Below are 21,717 nucleotides of genomic sequence, written 5' to 3'. Positions count from 1 at the left end.
CTGGTCAGTCAACGTGTTTAAATTGAAAACAGTGTATGAATTTTTTTGAGAGGAGATTTGTTGTTTAAAGCGAAAAACAAAGGATTTTTTGGTCAAAATTCTTGAATTTTCTTTGGAAATGGCACGAAAACGGGAGTCTAAACTCCATTGTATGAACCCTTTATCTGCCGAGAACCATCAAATTTTGGAGCAGGGGATTCATCTTCTGAAATCTATTTCGAACGAAAGTTATACACAAAGACAACAAAATATGGATGCTTCCATTGGTGAGCACTTTCGGCATATTTTGGAACATTACGAATTGTTTTGGGAAGGTATAAAGGTAGGTCATATTGATTATGACAACCGGAAGCGAAATCCAGAACTCGAAGTCAATCGGTTGTTCGCTATTGAATCTATGATGGGCTATGCATCCAAGTTTAATGAAGAAACTTTTTATTTAGAGCCACTGACCATTTCTCAAAATTATAATCCCAAGAAACCTGTTCCCATAGTAACAAGTAACCTGACTCGGGAGTTGATGTTTCTTGTTTCTCATACGGTTCATCATTATGCAATCATTTCCATATTAGTTAAGTTAGATGGTGGAGTTGTGCCAAATGGGTTTGGTTTTTCTCCAGCTACTTTGTATGCAAAAGTAATCGACAGATAATAAAATAAACGAAGCTTCATTTCTTAGTTTCTCTCTTAAATTAGATGATGTTGAATTCATTGTTCGATTTGTCACTAGATTGGATGGATTCGATGTTTTTTCCACTTTTAAACTCTTATCTGAACACTTAACTCTTGGCGTATCTGCCGAAAAAAAGAGCCTTTCATTCAAAAGACTTTGGTTCTGCGATGAAACTTTTAAAAATTCTATTATCTTCTGTTTTGGTTCTTATCCTTCTTTTGGGATGCCTTTATTATAACCGTTTGATTCTGCTTCGTTATTCTTTGGGTTGGATTACTGACATTCGTTATCCGAGAGAACCGAACCATCCAGTACCTTGGCAAGTGGGACTAGACTTTCCTAAAGAGAAATTAAAAAATCGACCTCCAAATATCATTGTAATTATGGCAGATGATTTGGGTTTTAACGATGTAACCACATATAGTGGTGGTTATGCGGATTTAGGTGTTCCTACTCCAAATATTGATTCCATAGCAAAAGAAGGGGTACGTTTTGATTCTGGATATTCTGGTAGTGCAGTTTGTACAGTCTCTCGTGCTGCTTTAATGACTGGTAGGTATCCTTCTCGGTTTGGAGTAGAGTTTACTCCCACTCCAGGGGCTCTCGCTCGAGTGGGAGCTGACTTGTATTCTGATCCCAATCGATTGTATCCAGTGATCATCGATAAAGATAAGGCAGAAAAAACTAAAAGTTTTAATGAATTAGGAATGCCTACATCGGAGATTACGATTGCTGAAGTCCTAAAGTCCAGAGGATACCATTCGGTTCATATTGGGAAATGGCATTTAGGAAGTACGGAGGCAATGAGGCCCAACAAACAAGGATTTGATGAAACCTTGTTTATGGAGAGTGGGTTGTATCTCCCTGTTGATGATCCGAATGTATATAATTCGAAACAAGATTTTGATCCAATAGATCGATTTTTATGGCCCAATATGAGATTTGGCGTGAGTTATAACGGTGGTAAGTGGTTTGAGCCAAGTCGTTATCTGACTGATTATTTCACAGAGGAAGCAGTGAAGGTAATTGAAACCAATAAACATAGGCCATTCTTTTTGTTTTTGGCTCATTGGGCGGTGCATACTCCATTACAAGCAAGTAAGGAAGATTACGATGCTTTACCTCATATCAAAGACCACAGGAAACGTGTATATTTGAGTATGATTCGTTCTCTCGATCGCAGTGTTGGAAAAGTTTTGGCATCTTTAAAAAAAGAAGGGCTCGATGAAAATACAATCGTGATTTTTACCAGTGATAACGGCGCTCCCAATTACATTGGCCTTCCCGATGTGAACTCACCATATAGAGGATGGAAACTGACTTTCTTTCAAGGGGGAATTCGTGTTCCTTATTTGGCAAAGTGGCCCGGTCATATCAAACCTGGCACCAAATACCAAAATGCAATTACTAACATTGATATACTCCCTACAGTTGCTAGTGCAGCTGGTGCCAGTTTACCCGAAGATAGACCCATTGATGGGGTTAATCTTTTGCCTTTTCTAAAAGGGAAGGAGATTCAAAAATCTAGACCTCTCATTTGGAGTGATGGTTATTACCAGACTGTTCAGTCGGAGGGTTGGAAATTGATCCAAACAGAACGACCTAAAAAGAAATGGTTATTTCATTTAGATACAGATCCTTTGGAAAAGAAAAACGTGGTTTCTCTTTTTCCTGATACACTTGCGAAGTTGGAAAAAATATTAGTAAATTATAATAGTCAAATGCCAAAGCCTCTTTGGCCTTCGTTTATCGAATTTCCGGTTTCGATTGATAAAACTTTAGATCAAAAACAGGAACCCGATGACGAGTATACGTATTGGGTGAATTAGTTTGTTCTCTTTGGTACCAAAGCTGACAATTTCAACTCTTTGTTTTGGGCTCATTCAATGTTCTTTGGTCCTCGGTTATTTAGAACCTAAAAAAACTTTTTGTACTTATCCGAAATCAAATCCTAATACCGGTTTATCGGGAATGGTTTGGATATCATCTGGTAAATTCCTTAAAGGTGATACTATTTATCCAGAGGAATCTCCTGTGTATCAAACATCTGTCTCTGGTTTTTGGATGGATGAAACGGAAATTACAAATGATGAATTTTCAAAGTTTGTTTTTGAGACAGGCTATAAAACAGAAGCGGAAAGGCAGTGGTCTCCCAGCTCCCCTAAGGAAACAAAGAATGAATTCTTTGAACCAGGGGCTATCGTATTTCAACAACCTGCAGGCGATTCTACAAATAAATCTCCCTTAGAATGGTGGAGGTATATTCCTTACGCCAATTGGCGTCATCCCGAAGGTTCTCAGTCCAACATTGAAGGTAAAGGTTCTTATCCAGTGGTAGCAGTGACTTATGAAGATGCCTTAATGTATGCCAAGTGGAAAGGGCATTCGTTACCTACCGAAACTGAATGGGAGTGGGCTGCGAGTGGTAGAGTCGAAGGAGGAGCTCCCAACGATTTGGTCACGATAGAAGCCAATACATGGCAAGGTGAATTCCCTTTTGTAGATGAAGGAAAAGACGGTTTTTGGGGTATTTCTCCTGTTGGCTGTTATGCGAAAAATAAGTTCGGTCTTTATGATATGATTGGAAACGTTTGGGAATATACAGCAGATCCTTGGAAGTTTGTCGAAACCAATGACAAATCAAAATACCATACCATTAAAGGTGGATCCTATCTTTGTTCACCAAACTATTGCAAACGTTACCGTGCCGCTGCCAAACAACCACAAGAAGACCATCTAGCCACAGGACATATTGGTTTTCGAACCATATTACGAACGCACTTCGATGAAATTAGAAAATTTACTAAGGAAAAAAAATGAAATTAAACCAGATTCAATTCATTAGGACCAGTCTTCTGTTGACTTTGTTCCTGACACTTTCTTGTTCTTGGGATCGCTTCGTTTTGAATCGAGTTACCGAAAATACAAATGTAAAAGCCAAAGCGGCAAAAGAACTTTTTGACAAAGATAAAATCACCATTGTCCTTACAGGTACTGGTTCTCCGCTTCCTTCAGAAAGCATTCAGAATTCCACTGCAGTCTTTGTGAACGGTCAGTTCTTAGTATTTGATTGTGGGGATGGTGTTGCGATGGCGATGGAGAAACTCCATCTACCAGTGACAGAAATCAATGCAGTTTTTATTACCCATTTTCATTCAGATCATTTTGCCGATTTAGGAGAAGTGATTGATCGCAGTTGGTTACTCGGAAGAAAAAGGTTTTTGCCAGTATATGGACCCAAAGGGATCAGTGACCTTGTCAATGGATTTCTAAAGAGTTATCAATTGGAATACTACTACCGAACTAAACATCATGGAGAACAGACCATGCCTTCCGAGTGGAGTGGTGCCAAGCCCAATGAATTTTATCCCAAATCTGATGGTTCTTCCAAAATTGTTTATGAAAAGGATGGGGTTGTGGTTCATGCATTTTTTGTGAACCATGTACCTGTCGAACCGGCTGTGGGTTATCGAATTGAGTATAAAGGTAAATCAATCGTGATCTCTGGTGATACGGCAGATTCGGAGGTTCTTAAAAAACAATCTTCCGGTGTAGATTTTTTAATCTCTGAAGTGATGAATAAATCCATGATCGCAAAAATTGAAAAATCTTATGAATCTATTGGTAACCCAAAATTTACTAAAATAATGAAAGATATTCAGTTGTATCATATTGATGTTTCCGAATTAGCAAAGTTAGCCGAAGACGCAAAAGTCAAAACTTTAGTTTTGACTCATATGATTCCGTTTGTGAAAGGTTTTATTCAAACAAAATCGATTTACAAAGATCCTGTAAGAAAAGAATTCCATGGAGATTTGATTATTGCTGAAGACGGCAAAAGAATCGAAATTCCTTTACCGTAAAAAATTAAGTTTGTTTTTGGTTCTAGATTTACTTAAAAAAGGTAAGTAAATGTAGGACCTATTTCCCAGCCACGTAAACTCAAAGGGTTGATTTCCGCTTCTGCATACACTCCACCAGCTGTAATACCAAAATATTTATTAAAAAATATGGTGACCGATCCTCGAACTTCCCATGCAGCAAGCACTGGATTTCGTCTAACGTCTGTTCTGAGAAATAAAAATTTGTAAGGATTGTATTGTAATCTAAGGCCTACGTTTCCAAATTCCTTTTGTATGGAATTGTAAAGTGGTAATGCATACGCACTCCCTAAACCTTGATACAACCATGCATTTCCAATGGAACTGGGGTCTGATGGTAAAAGTAGATTGTCAGCTCTTTGCGCGATCCCTACTGTAGAAAACACATTGGCATAAAATCTTGCATCACGGTACTGAAAGTAAGGTTCAATTTCCCAGTTTTTAAAATAATTGAATTTGAAACCTAGAGCAAAGATATTAATTCGCATATTATCATTCACTTGGATTTTGGGAAAGGCAAGATAATGGTTTGTTACGTTTGTTGTTTCTAATACATTGTCCCACTGATAGTTTCCTGTTCGAAGGAATTGGCGAACAGAGAATACGGTAGAGAAAACATCTGTGATTTTTTGTGTGTAATCCACTCTGAGGTTGCGAACAACATGTTCCGAAGATGAATCAAAGGAACGTAAAGGAACGGTTCCCTGATTTGACGGTGACATTTTTAAATCGATTGAAGTATACCCATAAGCAAACAACCATTTGTCGTTCGCTAAGGTAAATACAGTTCCTTGATTCGTTCCTGAGCCTTCGGATGGAAAATTGGTGGTCCCAGCATTGGTAAGTCCCGTTCGTTTGGCAATTCCTGGATTGGTGGTGAGCCCAGTATTCGGATCTCTATAGGCAAAAGGAATATTGGGATTGGTTTGGATTTCTGCCTTGCCCGCACCCGCATAGAATAGGAACCTCCACCTTTCTTTGTCGGATTTCTCTTCTCCCTGGGCAGTTGGCATTTCCTTTGGTTCGCCGGTTTTGGATGGGGTTACCGTTTCTTTTATCGTAGTTTGCGCCAATAGGGAATGAATAGCGAATAGAAATAGGACTAGGCTCCATAGAACTTGTTTCATTGGGTCTCTCTCTAGGTGTTTTGGACACTGTTCTCTGAAGAGACGCAAAGAATAGATTGAAATCTGTTATTGCAGATATATTTCCAATATATTGTGATTTGTGCCTAGTTCCTGCTTTAAGATGGCATGTTTTTTTAATCATAACTCTTAACTTGTGAGATTTATCAACTTTTCATTGTTAGATGTTCGTAAGGATTTGTTTCTTTAGAGGAATCTATTGAATTACGCAAATCGTACAATGCAATAGGTTGAATTGGAAAGTTCCCTTCTAGTCATTCCAAAACTAAGTTTCAATCTATCTCATTTTATTAGTTTCTTAGAATCATCTATGAAATTGACTCTTAACTTCCTAACCTTAAGTATTTTTTTATTCCAAATCTTCCATTGTCAGATAACAAAACCAAAAGAAGTATCTAAGAATTCTCATGATGTACATCTAGAGAATTTTAATGCAGAATTTGAGAAAAAAATTTACGAAGTGGTTCCTGGGGTTTATTCTGCAGTGGGATATGGAATCGCAAATTCGATGTTACTTGTCGGAAAAGATGGTCTGATTATCATTGATACATTAGATGAATTACAAGCATCTAAACAAGTGTTAGAAGATTTTAGAAAGATTTCGTCTTTACCCATCAAAGCAATCATTTATACCCATAGTCACCCGGATCATATTTTTGGTTCGCAAACATTTGCTGATGGTCAGTCTCCTGAGGTTTATGCGCATGAGAGTTTACTTCCAACAGTACAAAAATTGGCAAGTGAAACCACTCCGATCATTGGAACCAGAAGTGCTCGTATGTTTGGAAATTATTTAGAGAAAAGTGATTTAGTTAATGTCGGGATTGGACCTTACCAGGGTTATAATGCAGATACTAAATTAGATTTTGTTCCGCCTACAAAAACATTTAGAGATACCCTGGAAATTAAGGTCGCAGGTATAAAATTGAAATTAATCCATGCCCCTGGAGAAACGGATGATCAAATTTATATTTATCATCCAGAAAAAAATGTTTTATTTGTTGGAGATAATTTTTATAAAGCATTTCCTAATTTATATACAATTCGAGGTATATGGTTTCGTAGTTTGAAACATTGGTACGAGTCCTTGGATATCATTCGAAACTTAAAACCAGAGTATCTCATCCCCAGTCATGGAAAACCAGTCTCAGGCAAAACATACATATCGGAAGTTGTGACTGATTATAGAGATGCCGTACAATTCGTACATGACCAGTCCCTTCGTGGGATCAATGCTGGATTTCATCCGGATGATTTGGTGGAGTTTGTAAAACTTCCAGATCATTTGAAAAAATCTCCTTATTTGCAAGAAGTGTATGGAAAGGTGTCTTGGTCGGTTCGTTCGGCATTTACTGGTAATTTGGGTTGGTTTAGTGGTGACTCGGCGGAGTTACAACCACTGGATCGGAAGGCTTATGCTGATTTGATTGTGGATCTGGCAGGAGGAAAAGAGAATCTACTGAAATATACAAAAAGTAAGTTACAGTCCAAAGAATACCAAGCTGTATTGAGTTTGTCTGGATACCTCCTTCGGAATGATCCCAAACTCACTGAAGTAGTTTCCTTGCGTATTGAGGCCTTAGAAAAACTGGGCCAATCAGAATCAAATGCCAATGCCAAACACTATTATCTTACGGAAGCTTTAGAATTAAGGAAGCAGTTTGTTGCTAAAATTAAAGTAAGACCAAGTCCCGCATTACTTCGACGTTATCCAGTCAAAGTTATCTTTAGTAGCTTTGTTACCAATTTGGATCCGACTTTAAGTATCGATTCCGATGAAAAAGTGGGATTTGTTTTTTCTGATACGAAAGAATCTTATACCATCCATTTGCGAAAAGGCGTGGCGGAAGTCATTCCTGGTTTACTTACGGATGCTCATTTGGTTGTGGAACTAAATTCACAAGATTGGAAAGAGATGCTGGTTCGATTGAAAACTCCAGCCACAACGGTGCTTAAGTTTAAATTCAAAAAAGGGAATCTGATCTCCTTTGTTCAATTCTTGAAGAAGTTTTCTCCCAAAGAACAAATTCTCTCATCGCAGATTCCGGCTTACCAATCAATAGGGAAGTAGTCTTTTAAAAATTTTCCAATCCAGTGTTTCCCTGTATTGACACCGTCAAACAGGGGGTCAACGACTCGGGCAGCGCCATCGACAATATCGAGTGGAGGTTGGAAATCATGTAGGTCTTGTTTTCTTTTGGCAAGTTCCACTGGATCTTCATCTGTCACCCAACCGGTATCTACGGCATTCATAAAGATTCCATCTTTTGCAAAGTCTTCTGCTGAAGTATGGGTCATCATATTGAGTGCTGCTTTTGCCATATTTGTATGGGGGTGGCGGTCTTCTTTTTTGAACCTATGAAATTTTCCTTCCATGGCAGAAACATTGATAATATGTTTTTTTCCTGTATTGTCTTTTCGCATCAGACTAACAAGACGGTTACAGAGTACAAACGGTGCTACAGCATTTACCAATTGTACTTCCAACATTTCAGATGTATTAATCTCTCCCAGTCTTAGTCGCCAACTATTTGTTTTACGAAGGTCAACTTGTTGCAAATCTGCATCTAGTTGGCCTTCGGGAAATACGGCTTCCAATTCATGGGAATTATCGTGAGAATAGGGGATTTGAGAGAGAGCAGCCGAAGACCGAATCCCAACTCCAGGTGTTTTATGATTCCAACTGACTGCAAGTGCTGTTGCTGTGTCTTTCATCTCTGAATCTGAACGATAAGAATCTAACTCTTGTTTGCAGTGTTGGTAAAAAGTAAGTAACTTTTGTGCCTCTGGCGGTAATTCTTGAATTGTGAGTTTTTCTGTATCTAGTAAGTGGCTATAAAAACCCGGAGGGCGCCTGACTGTTTGCGCCGCATTGTTGATGAGAATGTCTAATCTCTCTAAATGGTTTTCTAAAAACTTACAGAAAATTTCCACACTGGGGGTATGTCTTAGATCCAATCCAAAGATCTGCAAACGGTCTTTCCATAAGTGAAAATCAGTTTCTTTAGCAAAACGAATTGCGGAATCATTGGGAAACCTTGTGGTAGCGATTACTCGAGCACCAGCACGTAACAAAAGTAAGGTTGCCTGGTATCCAATTTTTAGACGAGAGCCAGTGATAACCGCTACGGTTCCGCGTAGGTCTGTTGATTGGAACCTTTTCGAGTAATTGAGTTCTGCACAATTAGGGCACATGGAGTCATAAAAAAAATGTAACTTAGTGAACGGAGTCTTACAGATATAACATGGTTTAGGGTTGGAAAGTTCTTCCGCTTTGTCCCAGGACCATCCAGCTGAATTTGAAATTTGTAACGGCGCTTTAAAAACAGCAGTTTCTCTGGCTCGCCTGATACCAGTTAGAGCAGTTTTCTGTTTTTCTTGTATTTTGAGTGTTTGTTTTTTTTCAACACGGACAGTGCGGTTCCTTTTACGAACCTCATTGCGGTCGGGGCGAGAGATTTTCCCACAAAGGATCATGAGTTCAAGACGTTTTTCTTCGGAGATTGTTACAAGTTCCTTGGGGGAATCCAAAAGAGCTTTTAAATCCTGTAACAATGAATCAATGTCCATAGAACCAGAGTTTTTTTTAAGGAAGGGTAAGCAAGTATCTAATCAGCGATTGTAAATAGTCGGATTATTTTTTAAGGGCAGAAAGCAAATTGAATTCGACAAGGATACTCCAAGGTCTTACGCTTTGTCCGATTCGCACAGGTTTTAGAATTCTTGCCGTATTTGATTTATCGATAAAGGTAAAACTTTCTCCTCTTTGGATGGCTCTCTTGGCTTCCTCTGTGAGTATCTCGGCACTAGCACCTAATGATTCAATGTCAGGGTGAGAAGCAAAATTCCCATTGTATGTTAGTAGAGAAGTTTTACCAATCCCAAATATTTTTTTAGGTGAAAGTTCCGCTTGTAATTGTTCTAATGAAAAGTCTGCACCAAGGATACCGGCAAATTTTGAATGTAAAAATAAGTTGGTCATGAGGCTCGTCATTTTGACTGTTTTTCCTTCGATTGGATAATCATAAGGTTCCATCATAATATCTTCACCTAAATCGCGAGGAAGAGTATACCATTCATTTTCTCCTACCGTGTCATAGCCTAATAATGGTTCGATGGAAATTCTTCCAGAATGCCTGTGACAGTAAGGAACAAATCGTCCGTTGGAATCATGCCCTTCTTTGGATTTATACTCTGAATCCATAAGATCGATAGCATTTGATTCACAGCAGACAGCATAAGCGAGTTGTTGTTCATTTTGAATTAAGTATTCTTGTAGGATGAGAAGTAAATGTTCTCGTTTCATTCCTATATTTGCATGGACCAAACTTTGGATTAAAAATTTCAAACCATATAAGGAAGTTGCCATGATATAAAATTTGGATTCGAGTTCTTTGGCGATGTTACTTGCCCAAAGTTCTGCATAGTCTAAAATGGATTGTTTTTCCATTTCCATGACTTCCGTGTTCGCAGAAGAATTTTCTAAATTGATGCGAGATAAAATTTCAGATATTTTTTTTGTAGCTTCGGATGTTTGGAATGATAATTTTGTCACTTCATTTGCTACAACCTCAAACCCGCGTCCGTGTTCTCCGGCTCGTGCTGCTTCAATCGAAGCATTTAATGCTAGTAAGTTCGTCTGTTTGGCCACTTGTTGGATGGAAGCGGCAACCGAACCAATTTCTTTGGATCTTTCTCCAAACGAGTCGATAAGATCTTTCAGCTTTCGCATTCCTAAATTAGAATAGTTGTCTTCCATGTCTTATCCTATATGATTCGTTTCAACTCTACATTTATAGTATCGGATCTCTATCTTACGCTATTGATATCCTGCTTGTTGTAATCGAAATAGTTTTTCGTATTTCCCTTTATTTAAGAGGAGTTCTTCATGGCTTCCCCATTCTGTTTTTTTGCCTTGTTCAAGAACTAATATTTGATCTGCCATTCTTACTGTGGAGAACCTATGTGAAATTAGAATCACAGTTTTCCCTTGTGTATGTTCTCTAAAATGTTCAAATACTTTCATTTCTGCTTCTGCATCAATGGCAGAGGTCGGCTCATCTAAGATAAGGATATCAGCACTCGTGCGCATAAAGGCACGTGCAAGCGCAACCTTTTGCCATTGGCCACCAGACAATTCCCTACCATCTTGAAACCACTTTCCAAGCCTTGTAGAATAACCTTGTTCTAAACGTGTTACAAAATCATGAGCCATTCCTAGTTTAGCGGCAGGGATCCACTCATCTTCCGATTGGATTTTTTGAACATCCCCCATTCCAATATTTTCTCCTACTTTGAATTGGTATTGGACAAAATTTTGGAAGATAACTCCAAACCTTCGGCGTAAAGTTTCTTCATCCCAATCTTCCAAATTGATTCCATCTAAATAAATTTTACCAGATGTGGGTGAATACAAACGTGTTAAGAGTTTGATAAGAGTTGTTTTTCCTGATCCGTTTTCTCCAACGATAGCGAGTTTTTCTTCTGGCTTTAATTCAAAACTAACATTGGAAAGCGAAGGTTCTTTTGCACCTGGATATTGAAAAGAAACAGAATCAAAAACAATACCTAACCTTTGGTGGTTACCTTTTGCATTGCCATATTGTTTTAGAATCGCTAGATCCAAAAATTCCATAAGATTTTCAATGTACAAATGATCTTCGTAAATACCACCGAACGCAGAAAGTGCGTTGGAGAAAGTGTTTTGTCCTTGTCTAAAGATGACAAGATACATTGTCATTTCCCCTAATGAAATTTTATGTAACAATGCCAAACATACAATCCAAATGTAAGAGCCATAAAAAGCAAATTGACTGAGTAATCCAAGGAGAAAACTGAAAATCCCTTTATAGATTGTTAGCTTTTTGTCTTCGACATAAATCCTTTGGAAGTTGTTTTTGTATCTATTTAAAAATTCTTTTCCTAAGTTAAAGAGTAGAATTTCCTTGGCGTTATCTTCTCTTGCCATAAGCGTTTCAAGATATACTTGTTCTCTGGTTTCTTTTGCCTTCCATCGAAACAATCGAAAGCTATGATTAGAAAACTTTGTTTCAGCAATGAAAGAAGGAATGGCTGCGATGACTAAAATAAAAGATGCCAGTGGAGAGAGTTTGATTAGAAGTCCAAAAAAACTGATGATAGTAATCGATGATTGAGCAATAGTAAAAAACCTTGTGACCATTGAGAGAGGTTTGGAAGAAGCCTCTGTCCTAGCTTGTGTCATTTTATCGTAGGTTTCAGAATCTTCAAATTGAGTGAGTTCCAAACGAATGGCTTTGGATAAAATCCTTTCGTTTACCTCCTGACCTAATCGAATCCTAAGTAATGTATAAGCAATGTTGTATAACTTTTGTGATCCAAAATAGAGGATAGTTAAAGCAGCTTCGACATACACTAACGAAACTGCATCTGTTTGTAATAAATCCATCCACTTGTCGGATGTTGTTTGGCCTTGGAGGATCGCATCAATGATTAATTTTCCAATCCAAACAAGTGCAGTAGGAAACAAACCATTTGCAATGGTCAGGATGGAGATGAGTGCAGTTAAACTTGGGGAGCTTTTGTAAGCCAAATCAAAGGCGATTCGTGAAGTTTTAAAAATCCTTAAAAAGGTATCAAACATACTAGTTAGATTGTTTTTGGCGTAAGTTTTCGAAACCTTTTTTTAATTTGATTCATTACGATTCCGTATAATTCCTGATTGCCATATCCGTTTAGGATTGTGAAGATGATAACACAATATGACAAAAGATCGTTTAGATAAAGTGCTCGGAAATTTTGGACTGGGTTCGCGTTCGGATGTCAAAAAAGAAATCCACCAGGGACTAGTTAAAGTGAATGGTGTGGTGGTGAAGGATCCTAGTTTTAAGGTCTCTCTCACTGATGAAGTGACTTACTATGAAGAAACTCTAGTTCGAAAAGAATTCTATTATTTTATGATGAACAAAGCTCCTGATTGTATCACGGCTACAGAAGACAGTCGTGAAAAAACAGTAATGGACTACTTAAGTGAAAGGCACGAGAATATGAATTTGTTTCCCGTGGGTCGGTTGGATAAAGAAACAGAAGGGTTGTTATTGTTTACAACCGATGGTCCACTTGCCCATTATTATACATCCCCTAAACACTTTGTCGAAAAAGAATACTATGCTGAAATTTCTGCCCCAGTGACAAACGAGGACATACTTGCTTTTGAAACCGGAATTGTATTGGATGATGGCTATAAAACCCTTCCTGCAAGATTGGCTATCCCAGATCTTAACCAACCAAACATTGTAACAGTATGGTTAAAAGAAGGTAAATACAGGCAAATCCGTAGAATGTTCCAAAGTTTAGGTAAGGAAGTGACTTACCTAAAACGAATGAAGATGGGAAATTTAGAATTAGACCCCACGCTTGCCCTGGGAACTTATAGGGAGTTGACAGCTGATGAGGAAATTCTCCTCAAACAAAAATCTCCCATCATTCAATAAACCTTTCTATTTTGTCAAAGAAAGCTGCCGGTGCTCTTCTTGGTCTCGAGGTAGAAAGAGAAACAAACAATTGTTCGTCTTTCATGCTTACTAGCAAATTCCCATTGAGATCGACAATGTCTTGTCTAAAATAAAATCGAATTTTTTCAAAACTTTCGATCCAACTTAATAATTTTACATGGGAGCCGGGATCTGGTTGTTTATGGATTATGATTTCACCACCCATAAAAAAGGTAGTGGAGTCTGTTTCTTTGATTAAATTTAGGTCTACAATTTCCTTAAAAAATAAAAAACGACCTTCTTCAAACACTTTCCATATTGCATCCGAAGGCAAATTCCAAAAACAATTCATATCGCTGAAGGGAATGTAGTAATCATGTTCTACAGTATTTTGCAGTGTAGGTTTTGGGTGGATGGTAAATTCATAAGGTATAATATTGATTTCTGGAATAGATGAGATAATTATATTTTTTTCATCCTGAACCAATCGTGATGTTGTTTCTAATTCGCAGGCCTTTTTTCCATCGTTACCCCAAATGGTTTGTTTCCAAAAGAGGCTACCATTGTCCATTCGAAATACTTGCGATTCCACCGTCATAGTGGAGCTCACAAATTGTTGGCTTAAAAATCGGACATAGGTAGATCCAGGAACATAGCTAATATTTGTGCTTAACATTTGTTCTATGGGATAGCCAAAATCTTTTAGGACTTCACATCTTGCATCGTAACCAAACCGTTCATACGTTCTACTTGTGACATGACGATTCCAGTCCAAATCAAAGTGGTGTGTGGTTAAGGTTTTACGAAAAATTTGACTCATTCCACCTTTCTTTTCATTCCGAACAAATGGTAAAGTAGAATTCAGTTGAGATTTGGATGACAAATCCTGTATTTATTATTTAAGACTCACATCCAAAAGTTTACTGGGAACCTCCAAATCATATTTGTTTTCTTTGTATTCTACAAAATAGGGTAACTGCCAGTTTTGAGTTGTTAGTCCTTGTTTGTTGTTTGGTTTGTCCCAGGAAGGATAAACACGAAATCCTCGTTTGCCTTCCTGTTTTCCTGAAAGGATTCCTTTTTCATTTAATATCTGTTTAGTGAATAGAAAATTTCCCATACGATTTTTGTTATTGGTGGCAATAATATAAATGTCGATATCATCCTTGATATTGAATGGTTCAATGGGACCGGCTTTACTACGTTTCCATAAGGTTACAAATTGTCCCACTTTTGTTGGTGTGATTTTTGCTTTTCGGAATCTTATATTTTGCTTTTGGGTTTGAAAGTAACATGCGTCATATTCAGCACTTTCTGGTTCAAGTTGTATATTTGTGATTACTAAACCAAGTAAATCGAATAAACTCTCTTTTATATTCATCAGGAAGGGAGGTAGTGGTTTCATGTTGGTTGTATTGCGGGGCATAATATTCAGATAACCTTGTTATTAGTGTGACACAAACTTTAAACCAACAATGGATAGGATCAGTGTGGCAAGAAAAAATAATCGCAAGAAATCTACAGGTTCTTTAAATAAAAAAATTCCGATGAGAACGGTTCCTACTGCACCGATTCCTGTCCAAATCGCATAACTTGTACCAATTGGCAAAGACTGAGTCACTTTAATGAGTAACAACATGCTGATTAATAGTGAGATAAAAAAACCAAAATACCATAAATAGGCTTCACTTCCAGTAGTTTCTTTTGCCTTTCCCAAACAGGTTGCAAACATAACTTCAAACAGACCGGCAATAAATAGTAAAATCCAATTCATACTCACTTCCCAAGGATAGATTTCCAGGTTTATCCTGCTCTGTAAACCTCAGAATAAACAAAATCAACTGATAGGCAACTTCGCGGTTTGTCTGTTGAACACAAACCGCATATTTTTATCCAATTAAAAAACAGAATCCATGCCAATCCAACTTGGATTTCTAATCTCTATTACTTAGGAAATAGATTCTTCCATTGTCCCTTTCGTTTCCAAGCTAAAATACTGCAGCTTAAGAGCAGAAAGAAAATCATCAGAAATGGCGCCGGACCAATACTAGATTGCAAAAATCCCAAATATAAAATAATATTTACTATGATTGGAGCTAAAATCAATAATCCAGTCAGTGTCGTCTTTCGAAAGAAAATGAGAACGCCTCCTAAAACCTCTAATATACCAACAGTCTGCCATAAATAACCTGTGCTAATAATGGCAGCGATGAAGTTTGCTGCTTTTGGAGTCATGGGAGGAGTGGGCATAAAAGCATGAAATTTACTGCTCCCGAAAAGGACAAAAACAGCTCCCAGTAGCAGGCGAAAAACCAAATCAATTTGTTTCATAAATTTCTCCAAAATAGTTGTCTGGACAAGTAATGTGTTGGTGGGAAATTCAGTCAATATTTATTTGTCTGGACAACTAAATGGGCGCAAAGTAAAATGAGATAAATTATATGTTTTTATTAGATGATCAAATTGGATTTAATTTGAATCGTGTTGCTCTCTTGTTTCGAAGAGAGTTGATTCGTTGTCTTCGGGAATTTCAACTAACACCAGAGCAGTGGCAGGTGATGGCGATGTTATGGCATAAGGGCGAATTGACTCAAAAACAAATCATTGAATTGACATTACAAGACGCACCTTCTGCTTCTAAAATGATTAGTCGAATGGAAACTTCAGGTTTAATCCAAGTGACAGTTTCAAAACTAGACAAAAGATCTACAATCATCAGCCTCTCTCCCGAGGGAAAATCGTTAGAGAAAATTTTACCAAAAAGAATTTTGGGCCACTTTGAGCCCATATTAAATTCGATGTCTGAGAAAAACAGAAAGATGTTTTTGCTTCTATTAAAACAATTTCGAAAAATTCTTGGTGATGAGATTAAGAAGTAATCACCTTCAATATATTAGCTTTGTTAGCTTCATTTTTTAGATTGCTGTAGTTGCTTTTTTTTCAAGAAGCACTGGTTCATTCGAATTATTATTCTTTGAAAAATAATTGCCACTAGTATCGCTTTTTTGTTATTAGATTGATTATGGTCGAATTATTTGAATTTGCTTTGTCGGGAAATTGCTACAAAGTTAGATTGATGTTATCTCTTTTGAATCTAAATTACGAAAGTCGTCTTGTGAACGGACCCGAACGTGAACATAAATCTGAAACATTCTTATTGAAAAATCCGTTTGGACAGGTGCCTGTTCTTAAAGATGGAGATGTAATCCTTAGAGATAGCCAAGGAATTTTGGTTTACCTAGCTCGTGCTTATGGAGAGGCACATTGGTTTCCAAATGAGCCAAAAGAGGCTGGTGAAATCGTGGCATGGCTTTCTACAGCGGCAAATGAAGTTTCACGCGGACCCGGTGCATTACGTGCACATTATTTACTCGGAAGACCTATCAATTTAGAAGAAACGACTTCGGTCACAGAAAACCTTCTTTCAATATTGGAAAAAAGACTTGCGGGTCATAATTGGCTAGCTACAGATTCGATTACTATAGCCGATATTGCGATGTATCCGTACATTGCACTTGGAAATCAAGGTAAAATAGATCTATCGATATATTCTAATATTCGGAAATGGCTCCGCCGCATTGAAAGTTTACCAGGATATATCTCAATGCCAGGTGTTCAATAGCAGGTCATTTATAATTAGATAGTAGAAGGATTAGTCAAACAATGTTTGTTCATAATCAAGGTCTTCAGTAATAATTTCATCTGGTTGAAATTGGGTAAGTAGTTTTTTAACTTGTGGTTCCGAATTAATTTTTGGATCAAGCCAGGCATCTTGGTTTTCTCTTCGAATCACAATTGGTTGTCTATGTTTATTATCTCCAGAGTTATGGATTTCTGCAGTTTTTTCATTAGCAACCTGTGTGACGATGGTTACCCATGTGGAACCATTCGAGTTTGTACCCCAAATTCCACCAAAAAAAGAATCCTTATCTATAAATTCGATTTTGAATTTATGTTTTTCTCCGTTTCGTTGCATTTGCCATTCAAAATATGATGTAACGGGAATTAGGCATCGGTTGGTTGAATATTTTTTCCAGAAAGAAGAAGAAAAAATGTGTTCTGATTGAGTAGTTGTGATGAGTCGATTTGCAAATGATTGTTGGGTTCCCCATGTTCCAGAAGTTAGCGAAATTTTGTTAGCAACGTTTCTAATAAACCAACAAAGATCATTGGGTTTGACCGCTAAACCCTTGTTATTATGTTCCTGATATTTTATTTCGTAACTGTTGTCAGAGAAGGAAAAAGTTTCCCATCGATTTTTGTATTCTTTTTCTGCGACCAATCTGTTTGTGAATAGATTTGACATACAAGTCCTGAATTCTGTTAAATAAAAACAACCCTATGTCTGGTTGAACAGTATTCCATTTAATTTAGCGATACAAATTGCCTTTTTAATAAACAAGATTTCTCAGGTTTGTTTTTTGTAGAAGTAAGGCCGGTATACTCTTTTTATGCGTTAATTATACTCGGAGGGATCCTCGAAATCCTCGAACTGCATAGTAAGACTCTGCACCATTATGATATATAAAGACTGTATTGTAGCGGAAATCTGCAAATAATGCCCCGCCTAAATCTCTGATACTAGCGGGTGTTAATATCCAACTGGAGGTTTTGGTATCAAAATTACCTAAACGTTGTAATTCTCTATATTGCTCTTCTGTTAGCAGGTCAATATTCATTTCTGAAGCCATGCCTATAGCGGAATTTTTTGGTTTGTTTTCTTTTCGTGCGTCCAACGCTTTATGATCATAACAGAGACTTCGTCGATCTTTCGGAGTTTCCATAGAACAGTCAAAAAAAATGTATTCACCAGTTTTTATATCATATCCAACGACGTCGGGTTCGCCGCCAGTTCTTTCCATTTCATTTAGAGACCAAAGTTTTTCTAAATTTGACTCTAGTTTTTTTTGTATTTTTGTCCATTCTATATCTTTATGACGGACTAAGTTTTTCTCGAAACGAACTTTTAATTCTTTGATTAGATTTTCCGACTGTTTTACTGATAATTTTTTATTACTCATATTCTTTTTTCTCCACAATTATCGATTAGTCAGCATTATGATGGGCAGTCTGTCTCCAAACGTCGTTGCAAGTCCTTCACGATGGCAAATTTTCGGTCTCGCAGTTGTTCCGGGAACTGTGCTTTATAGGATCTGATATCTATATATGAAAAGTTCATCTGGATTTTTTTGAATAACCTTGGGAAGAGTTGTCCTGGAGCCTGAACATGATGCAGTCCACCAGAAAGGCAAAGGAGCATTACTCCATCATCGATTACTTCAATGATGTCTGCTATACCCGCCCTTACTGTCATCGGTTTTCCATATTTATCAAGTCCATTTGGTCGCTTCATTCTTCCTTCGGGTGCAATCATCACCACATCCGTTGGCCGGAGACTTCGAAGATAATGATTCCATGTATCATCCTTTTTTCGAGAAATCGAAGCGAGATTTGGAATCATGAGTTTCCAGAAGGTCCCAACAAACGGACGTTTAAGGGTGATGTCAGCACCAGGGATATTGAAATGTCCTGCCAAATGCCAGAGATATCTGAAAGGAAGGACCTTGGAAAAAATTAACTCATAAAGTGACGTATGATTCAAAAACACCATGAGCCGGATATTTTTCCAAGGATAAGCAGGGATCGGATCCAGCCATTGAAAGTGGCCTCGGTAAAGAATCTTGGAAAGAATCGTCACTAGTGACAGAATGAAAAATGCAAGAAGTCGTCTCATGGGCTCCACTGACCATTGATTTGTTTCAAGTTAGAAAGGTAATTGCCAAGATCAAATTCTGAATCAAGATTTAACGGATAAAGCTTTTTTGCAATATGTATTAGAACACTCAAGGCCTTTGACCACAACAAGAAATAACCCGTGGCATATACATTATGTTAAAGCACGTAATTGTTCCTGGAAACCTTCGTTGATATTGACAACGTTACGTTTCGTTTTTAAAAATTGCATGGATTCATCAACAGACATTCCGTTCGATTTTGTAAGATATGCTGTTACGATTGCGGCACTTCTGGAAACACCAGAAAGGCAATGGACAAGAACTTTTCCATTATTTCTCCCTTCTTGGATGAATTCTAAGCATTCGGGGAGTATGCTGGATAATGACTCCGATTTATTGTCCAAGATTCGAAAGGATTTATGGTTGAATTCTCCCTTATGCGGATCATCTAGAAAAGATCCCAAAGATAATATATGCGTGATTCCGGTCCTTCGTAGTTCATTTTTATTCAAGGAGGCTTGCAAACCACTAATGTATAAACCTTCAATTACCTCATTGGGAATAGCAGTCTCAACAATCGCGGGACTCTCTAAAGAATTACTTCTCGCAAGGCCGGTGACCATCAAATTGTCTTCGCCGAATAGTTTGGTCCGGTAATCCGTCTTATAGAATACTACCGGCTTTCCTGCCGTAAAAGCAAGGGTTGCCTCTACGATTCCACCCTCGTCAGGCACTCGGCCATTTAAATTCAAAACTACGCCGTCGCATCGCTCCAGAATATTATAAACATCGATAGCAAATATAGCTGATTTCAAATAGTATTTGGCCCAGCCTTGTTCTTCTTCCGGTACGATATCCCTAGCTTTTGGGATTTCCTTGAATAATTCGGCGATCTCCAAACCATCCCGAGGAGGCAGGAAGGTTGCATATCCTATGGATTCCAAATACTTCGATATTGTTGCTAATTCGTTGATTTCGGATGGATTGAACATCGGACCAGCACAATATATTCTTTCGGTTTTTGTCATATCTCGGCTCTCCCAGGAGCTACCGCCAAACTCTATACGGACTTTTCGGCGACTTGATTTAAAGGTCAATTTATGAAGACCTCGTATGCATTGGCAAGCGGAATCTTTTTATGACTAGTTTGTATATATGCTTTCGCAAGAGCCATTTTGGTAAGATTTGCCTAGTCCGATACCATAAAGCTTGATGCCAAGAGAGAGCCACCAAACAGAGAGTTTAGTGAGTTCTTAAAGAGATTGTATGCATCGGTGCAAACAGGGGCCTATTGTCTGAACGAATGAGATCAGGAATGTTGTAGGTAGAGAGAGAATAAGCAAACTTTGCCTATGTGCCGCAGGCCAAGCGAGGGTGTAGGTTCCGAAGCGAAGTGGTTCCGCGCTGTTATACGAATTCGCAAGTTATGATTGTTTTGTGGCTTAAAAGTTATTTTCTTTTTGAATTGTTACTTTTGGGTGTAGGTTTGCATTCTACAGGAGTATCACAAAATGCAGTAATCATAAAAAGATATCCATCGGAATTTGTGCAAATACCAATGCCCTGTTTTTTATAGCGAGCAGCATCGGAACTGTTTTCGCAGGCAAGTGTCGTCGCGAGTAAACATTTGTTTGACTTTTTCTTCTCGTTATCACATTTTCCTGTTAAATTTGCAATTTGTCGATCGCAGTTCAATATTAAAGAAAGGGAAATTATATATAAAAGAAATTTATGTTTAGTCATTTTATTTTCTTGAAATAGTTCTATTGTTTGATATTGACTTTATATTCGAATAAGAATGATGATATGTATTGGGAGTTTGTGACTTAAAATATTTTTTAAGATTACCATTTGTGAACACTGCATGTATTCAATTCGCCTTTAATCATAGAGTCTTTAAATAGTATAATTTTTCTGAGTTTGCAATTATCAGTTACGAAACCTTTTATTGCAAAAAATATTTCAAAAGGATTTTTTTGAGGGAAATATGTTGCGGAAATTCTACTCATGCAGTATCTAAAATCGCTTTTGTCATACTGAATGGATCGATTACACCATCCGGAGTCTCCATCAATAGTAGCAGCCATATCAAAATATGTGTGTGTGGGGAAATATTCCAATTGTTTCGCATAAACAATGAGCGAGAATTCAGCATCTGCGTCAGCCTGACTAATTAATGTATCAGTTTTTAAAGAGCTATTTTGTGTGCAGTAAAAGCTTAGGATAACAAAAAAAAAAGATTATTGTTTTGTTCATATTCATTTTGCAATTTCATATAGCGAACTAGGCTACTCGACGTATGCTGGCCCTGAGTCCCTGAACGGGACGTTAGGGACTGGCCACGATACTTGCGCAGGCAAAGGGGAGTGCCAGAAGCCTATGTGGCGCAGCCCAAGCGAGGTGCAAGTCCCGAAGCACAGTGAGTAGCCGCTGTTAACCGCCGTTGAGTTGTTTTAGGATGGATTCTATTGAAGTCTTTAATTCCGGTATTTTGTTTTTACAAATATTAAAAACAATTTCGTGGTCGAGACCTTCATAATGATGAGAAATAACGTCTCTCATTTTCATAATCTTTTCCCATTCGATTTCAGGGAATTTGTTCAGAAATTGACGGTCTAATTTTACTACAGACTTTACATTGTCTCCGATTGCTTGTAATCGCATAGCGATTGAATCTAGGATTGTAATTCCATCTTGAGAGTTGATAAGATCATCCGGAAATTTGATTTTAAGGAATCGATTTTCGATCAGCAGAATAGATTCGAGAATAAACTCAAACCGTTCAGTTATTTCCTCAGACAAATTACGCGT

At 37.7% G+C, this 21,717-nt stretch carries 21 protein-coding genes; 8 read left to right on the top strand and 13 right to left on the bottom strand.

Translation table 11 applies throughout. From position 1 onward, the window contains the following. Window positions 1-151: 151 nt before the first annotated feature. The 4 genes from LEP1GSC195_RS04175 to LEP1GSC195_RS04160 all read left to right on the top strand — a co-directional run bounded on the left by LEP1GSC195_RS04175 (window position 152) and on the right by LEP1GSC195_RS04160 (window position 4,536). The gene (locus tag LEP1GSC195_RS04175; RefSeq protein ID WP_040506406.1) at window positions 152-652 is read left to right on the top strand and encodes a DinB family protein; all 501 of its coding nucleotides are present in this window, start codon (window positions 152-154) and stop codon (window positions 650-652) included. Window positions 653-840: 188 nt separating this feature from the next. Continuing rightward, window positions 841-2,502 carry a sulfatase-like hydrolase/transferase gene (locus tag LEP1GSC195_RS04170; protein ID WP_040506352.1) on the top strand — a complete coding sequence of 554 codons (1,662 nt, stop codon included), beginning with the start codon at window positions 841-843 and terminating at the stop codon, window positions 2,500-2,502. Window position 2,503: 1 nt separating this feature from the next. Next, a complete protein-coding gene (locus LEP1GSC195_RS04165) occupies window positions 2,504-3,493 on the top strand; it encodes an SUMF1/EgtB/PvdO family nonheme iron enzyme (protein WP_015680486.1) in 990 nt (329 codons plus the stop codon). An 83-nt stretch (window positions 3,494-3,576) separates the two neighbouring features. Beyond that, entirely contained in the window at window positions 3,577-4,536 is a 960-nt protein-coding gene (locus LEP1GSC195_RS04160) for an MBL fold metallo-hydrolase (protein ID WP_232227684.1), read from the top strand. A 32-nt stretch (window positions 4,537-4,568) separates the two neighbouring features. On the opposite strand, the gene LEP1GSC195_RS04155 is transcribed toward LEP1GSC195_RS04160, so the two are convergent. Then, window positions 4,569-5,681, bottom strand: coding sequence for a hypothetical protein (locus LEP1GSC195_RS04155; RefSeq protein WP_015680249.1), 1,113 nt, complete (start codon window positions 5,679-5,681; stop codon window positions 4,569-4,571). A gap of 328 nt (window positions 5,682-6,009) precedes the next feature. Between LEP1GSC195_RS04155 and LEP1GSC195_RS04150 the strand changes: the two genes are divergently transcribed. Then, window positions 6,010-7,770 carry an alkyl sulfatase dimerization domain-containing protein gene (locus LEP1GSC195_RS04150; protein WP_040506350.1) on the top strand — a complete coding sequence of 587 codons (1,761 nt, stop codon included), beginning with the start codon at window positions 6,010-6,012 and terminating at the stop codon, window positions 7,768-7,770. Here LEP1GSC195_RS04150 and LEP1GSC195_RS04145 read toward each other — a convergent pair. From LEP1GSC195_RS04145 to LEP1GSC195_RS04135, 3 genes are all read right to left on the bottom strand, one after another. Continuing rightward, window positions 7,749-9,269 carry an SDR family oxidoreductase gene (locus LEP1GSC195_RS04145; protein WP_015680320.1) on the bottom strand — a complete coding sequence of 507 codons (1,521 nt, stop codon included), beginning with the start codon at window positions 9,267-9,269 and terminating at the stop codon, window positions 7,749-7,751. The genes LEP1GSC195_RS04150 and LEP1GSC195_RS04145 overlap by 22 nt on opposite strands. Window positions 9,270-9,333: 64 nt before the next feature. Further along, on the bottom strand, window positions 9,334-10,458 hold the full coding sequence (locus LEP1GSC195_RS04140) for a methyl-accepting chemotaxis protein (RefSeq protein WP_015680426.1): 1,125 nt from the start codon (window positions 10,456-10,458) through the stop codon (window positions 9,334-9,336). Window positions 10,459-10,518: 60 nt separating this feature from the next. After that, window positions 10,519-12,321: an ABC transporter ATP-binding protein gene (locus LEP1GSC195_RS04135; RefSeq protein ID WP_015680242.1), complete on the bottom strand. Its 1,803-nt coding sequence runs from the start codon at window positions 12,319-12,321 to the stop codon at window positions 10,519-10,521. Window positions 12,322-12,439: 118 nt separating this feature from the next. Here LEP1GSC195_RS04135 and LEP1GSC195_RS04130 point away from each other — a divergent pair, with 118 nt between their 5' ends. Beyond that, a complete protein-coding gene (locus LEP1GSC195_RS04130) occupies window positions 12,440-13,171 on the top strand; it encodes a pseudouridine synthase (RefSeq protein WP_015680457.1) in 732 nt (243 codons plus the stop codon). Here the strand turns inward: LEP1GSC195_RS04130 and LEP1GSC195_RS04125 are convergent. The 4 genes from LEP1GSC195_RS04125 to LEP1GSC195_RS04110 form a co-directional block, all read right to left on the bottom strand. Then, window positions 13,161-13,991, bottom strand: a complete 831-nt coding sequence (locus LEP1GSC195_RS04125) for an acyl-CoA thioesterase (protein ID WP_040506404.1) — start codon at window positions 13,989-13,991, stop codon at window positions 13,161-13,163. The two genes, LEP1GSC195_RS04130 and LEP1GSC195_RS04125, sit on opposite strands and share 11 nt — an antisense overlap. Window positions 13,992-14,066: 75 nt before the next feature. Continuing rightward, window positions 14,067-14,597, bottom strand: coding sequence for a MepB family protein (locus tag LEP1GSC195_RS04120; RefSeq protein ID WP_015680238.1), 531 nt, complete (start codon window positions 14,595-14,597; stop codon window positions 14,067-14,069). Window positions 14,598-14,618: 21 nt separating this feature from the next. After that, complete coding sequence (locus LEP1GSC195_RS04115) at window positions 14,619-14,945, bottom strand: DMT family transporter (RefSeq protein WP_015680322.1); 327 nt, start codon at window positions 14,943-14,945, stop codon at window positions 14,619-14,621. A gap of 170 nt (window positions 14,946-15,115) precedes the next feature. Next, entirely contained in the window at window positions 15,116-15,502 is a 387-nt protein-coding gene (locus LEP1GSC195_RS04110) for a hypothetical protein (protein ID WP_015680271.1), read from the bottom strand. Window positions 15,503-15,612: 110 nt separating this feature from the next. Here LEP1GSC195_RS04110 and LEP1GSC195_RS04105 point away from each other — a divergent pair, with 110 nt between their 5' ends. Both LEP1GSC195_RS04105 and LEP1GSC195_RS04100 read left to right on the top strand, forming a co-directional pair. Continuing rightward, a complete protein-coding gene (locus LEP1GSC195_RS04105) occupies window positions 15,613-16,050 on the top strand; it encodes a MarR family winged helix-turn-helix transcriptional regulator (RefSeq protein WP_015680335.1) in 438 nt (145 codons plus the stop codon). 143 nt (window positions 16,051-16,193) lie between these two features. Further along, the gene (locus LEP1GSC195_RS04100) at window positions 16,194-16,793 is read left to right on the top strand and encodes a glutathione S-transferase family protein (protein ID WP_040506347.1); all 600 of its coding nucleotides are present in this window, start codon (window positions 16,194-16,196) and stop codon (window positions 16,791-16,793) included. A 30-nt stretch (window positions 16,794-16,823) separates the two neighbouring features. Here the strand turns inward: LEP1GSC195_RS04100 and LEP1GSC195_RS04095 are convergent, their stop codons facing one another. From LEP1GSC195_RS04095 to LEP1GSC195_RS04065, 5 genes are all read right to left on the bottom strand, one after another. Next, window positions 16,824-17,477 carry an SOS response-associated peptidase family protein gene (locus LEP1GSC195_RS04095; RefSeq protein WP_015680422.1) on the bottom strand — a complete coding sequence of 218 codons (654 nt, stop codon included), beginning with the start codon at window positions 17,475-17,477 and terminating at the stop codon, window positions 16,824-16,826. A gap of 154 nt (window positions 17,478-17,631) precedes the next feature. After that, entirely contained in the window at window positions 17,632-18,192 is a 561-nt protein-coding gene (locus tag LEP1GSC195_RS04090; protein ID WP_015680465.1) for a DUF4256 domain-containing protein, read from the bottom strand. Between the two features lie 35 nt (window positions 18,193-18,227). Beyond that, entirely contained in the window at window positions 18,228-18,905 is a 678-nt protein-coding gene (locus tag LEP1GSC195_RS04085; RefSeq protein ID WP_015680250.1) for a hypothetical protein, read from the bottom strand. Window positions 18,906-19,058: 153 nt separating this feature from the next. After that, window positions 19,059-19,934, bottom strand: coding sequence for a dual specificity protein phosphatase family protein (locus LEP1GSC195_RS19355; protein ID WP_015680259.1), 876 nt, complete (start codon window positions 19,932-19,934; stop codon window positions 19,059-19,061). Between the two features lie 1,405 nt (window positions 19,935-21,339). After that, window positions 21,340-21,717, bottom strand: a 378-nt coding sequence (locus LEP1GSC195_RS04065; protein WP_232227682.1) for a HepT-like ribonuclease domain-containing protein, incomplete at its 5' end; no start/stop codon positions are given.

The sequence above is a fragment of the Leptospira wolbachii serovar Codice str. CDC genome (genome assembly GCF_000332515.2).
Classification (GTDB): domain Bacteria; phylum Spirochaetota; class Leptospiria; order Leptospirales; family Leptospiraceae; genus Leptospira_A; species Leptospira_A wolbachii.
Note: the sequence above shows the minus strand (reverse complement) of the source record. Positions and strands in the feature narration are given on the sequence as shown.

Excerpts from the sequence above, each read along its gene's own strand:
- LEP1GSC195_RS04175 (WP_040506406.1), top strand. The coding sequence starts at position 152 with ATGAACCCTTTATCTGCCGAGAACCATCAAATTTTGGAGCAGGGGATT.
- LEP1GSC195_RS04170 (WP_040506352.1), top strand. The coding sequence starts at position 841 with ATGAAACTTTTAAAAATTCTATTATCTTCTGTTTTGGTTCTTATCCTT.
- LEP1GSC195_RS04155 (WP_015680249.1), bottom strand. The coding sequence starts at position 5,681 with ATGAAACAAGTTCTATGGAGCCTAGTCCTATTTCTATTCGCTATTCAT.
- LEP1GSC195_RS04150 (WP_040506350.1), top strand. The coding sequence starts at position 6,010 with ATGAAATTGACTCTTAACTTCCTAACCTTAAGTATTTTTTTATTCCAA.
- LEP1GSC195_RS04145 (WP_015680320.1), bottom strand. The coding sequence starts at position 9,269 with ATGGACATTGATTCATTGTTACAGGATTTAAAAGCTCTTTTGGATTCC.
- LEP1GSC195_RS04140 (WP_015680426.1), bottom strand. The coding sequence starts at position 10,458 with ATGGAAGACAACTATTCTAATTTAGGAATGCGAAAGCTGAAAGATCTT.
- LEP1GSC195_RS04135 (WP_015680242.1), bottom strand. The coding sequence starts at position 12,321 with ATGTTTGATACCTTTTTAAGGATTTTTAAAACTTCACGAATCGCCTTT.
- LEP1GSC195_RS04130 (WP_015680457.1), top strand. The coding sequence starts at position 12,440 with ATGACAAAAGATCGTTTAGATAAAGTGCTCGGAAATTTTGGACTGGGT.
- LEP1GSC195_RS04125 (WP_040506404.1), bottom strand. The coding sequence starts at position 13,991 with ATGAGTCAAATTTTTCGTAAAACCTTAACCACACACCACTTTGATTTG.
- LEP1GSC195_RS04120 (WP_015680238.1), bottom strand. The coding sequence starts at position 14,597 with ATGCCCCGCAATACAACCAACATGAAACCACTACCTCCCTTCCTGATG.
- LEP1GSC195_RS04115 (WP_015680322.1), bottom strand. The coding sequence starts at position 14,945 with ATGAATTGGATTTTACTATTTATTGCCGGTCTGTTTGAAGTTATGTTT.
- LEP1GSC195_RS04110 (WP_015680271.1), bottom strand. The coding sequence starts at position 15,502 with ATGAAACAAATTGATTTGGTTTTTCGCCTGCTACTGGGAGCTGTTTTT.
- LEP1GSC195_RS04105 (WP_015680335.1), top strand. The coding sequence starts at position 15,613 with ATGTTTTTATTAGATGATCAAATTGGATTTAATTTGAATCGTGTTGCT.
- LEP1GSC195_RS04100 (WP_040506347.1), top strand. The coding sequence starts at position 16,194 with ATGGTCGAATTATTTGAATTTGCTTTGTCGGGAAATTGCTACAAAGTT.
- LEP1GSC195_RS04095 (WP_015680422.1), bottom strand. The coding sequence starts at position 17,477 with ATGTCAAATCTATTCACAAACAGATTGGTCGCAGAAAAAGAATACAAA.
- LEP1GSC195_RS04090 (WP_015680465.1), bottom strand. The coding sequence starts at position 18,192 with ATGAGTAATAAAAAATTATCAGTAAAACAGTCGGAAAATCTAATCAAA.
- LEP1GSC195_RS04085 (WP_015680250.1), bottom strand. The coding sequence starts at position 18,905 with ATGAGACGACTTCTTGCATTTTTCATTCTGTCACTAGTGACGATTCTT.
- LEP1GSC195_RS19355 (WP_015680259.1), bottom strand. The coding sequence starts at position 19,934 with ATGACAAAAACCGAAAGAATATATTGTGCTGGTCCGATGTTCAATCCA.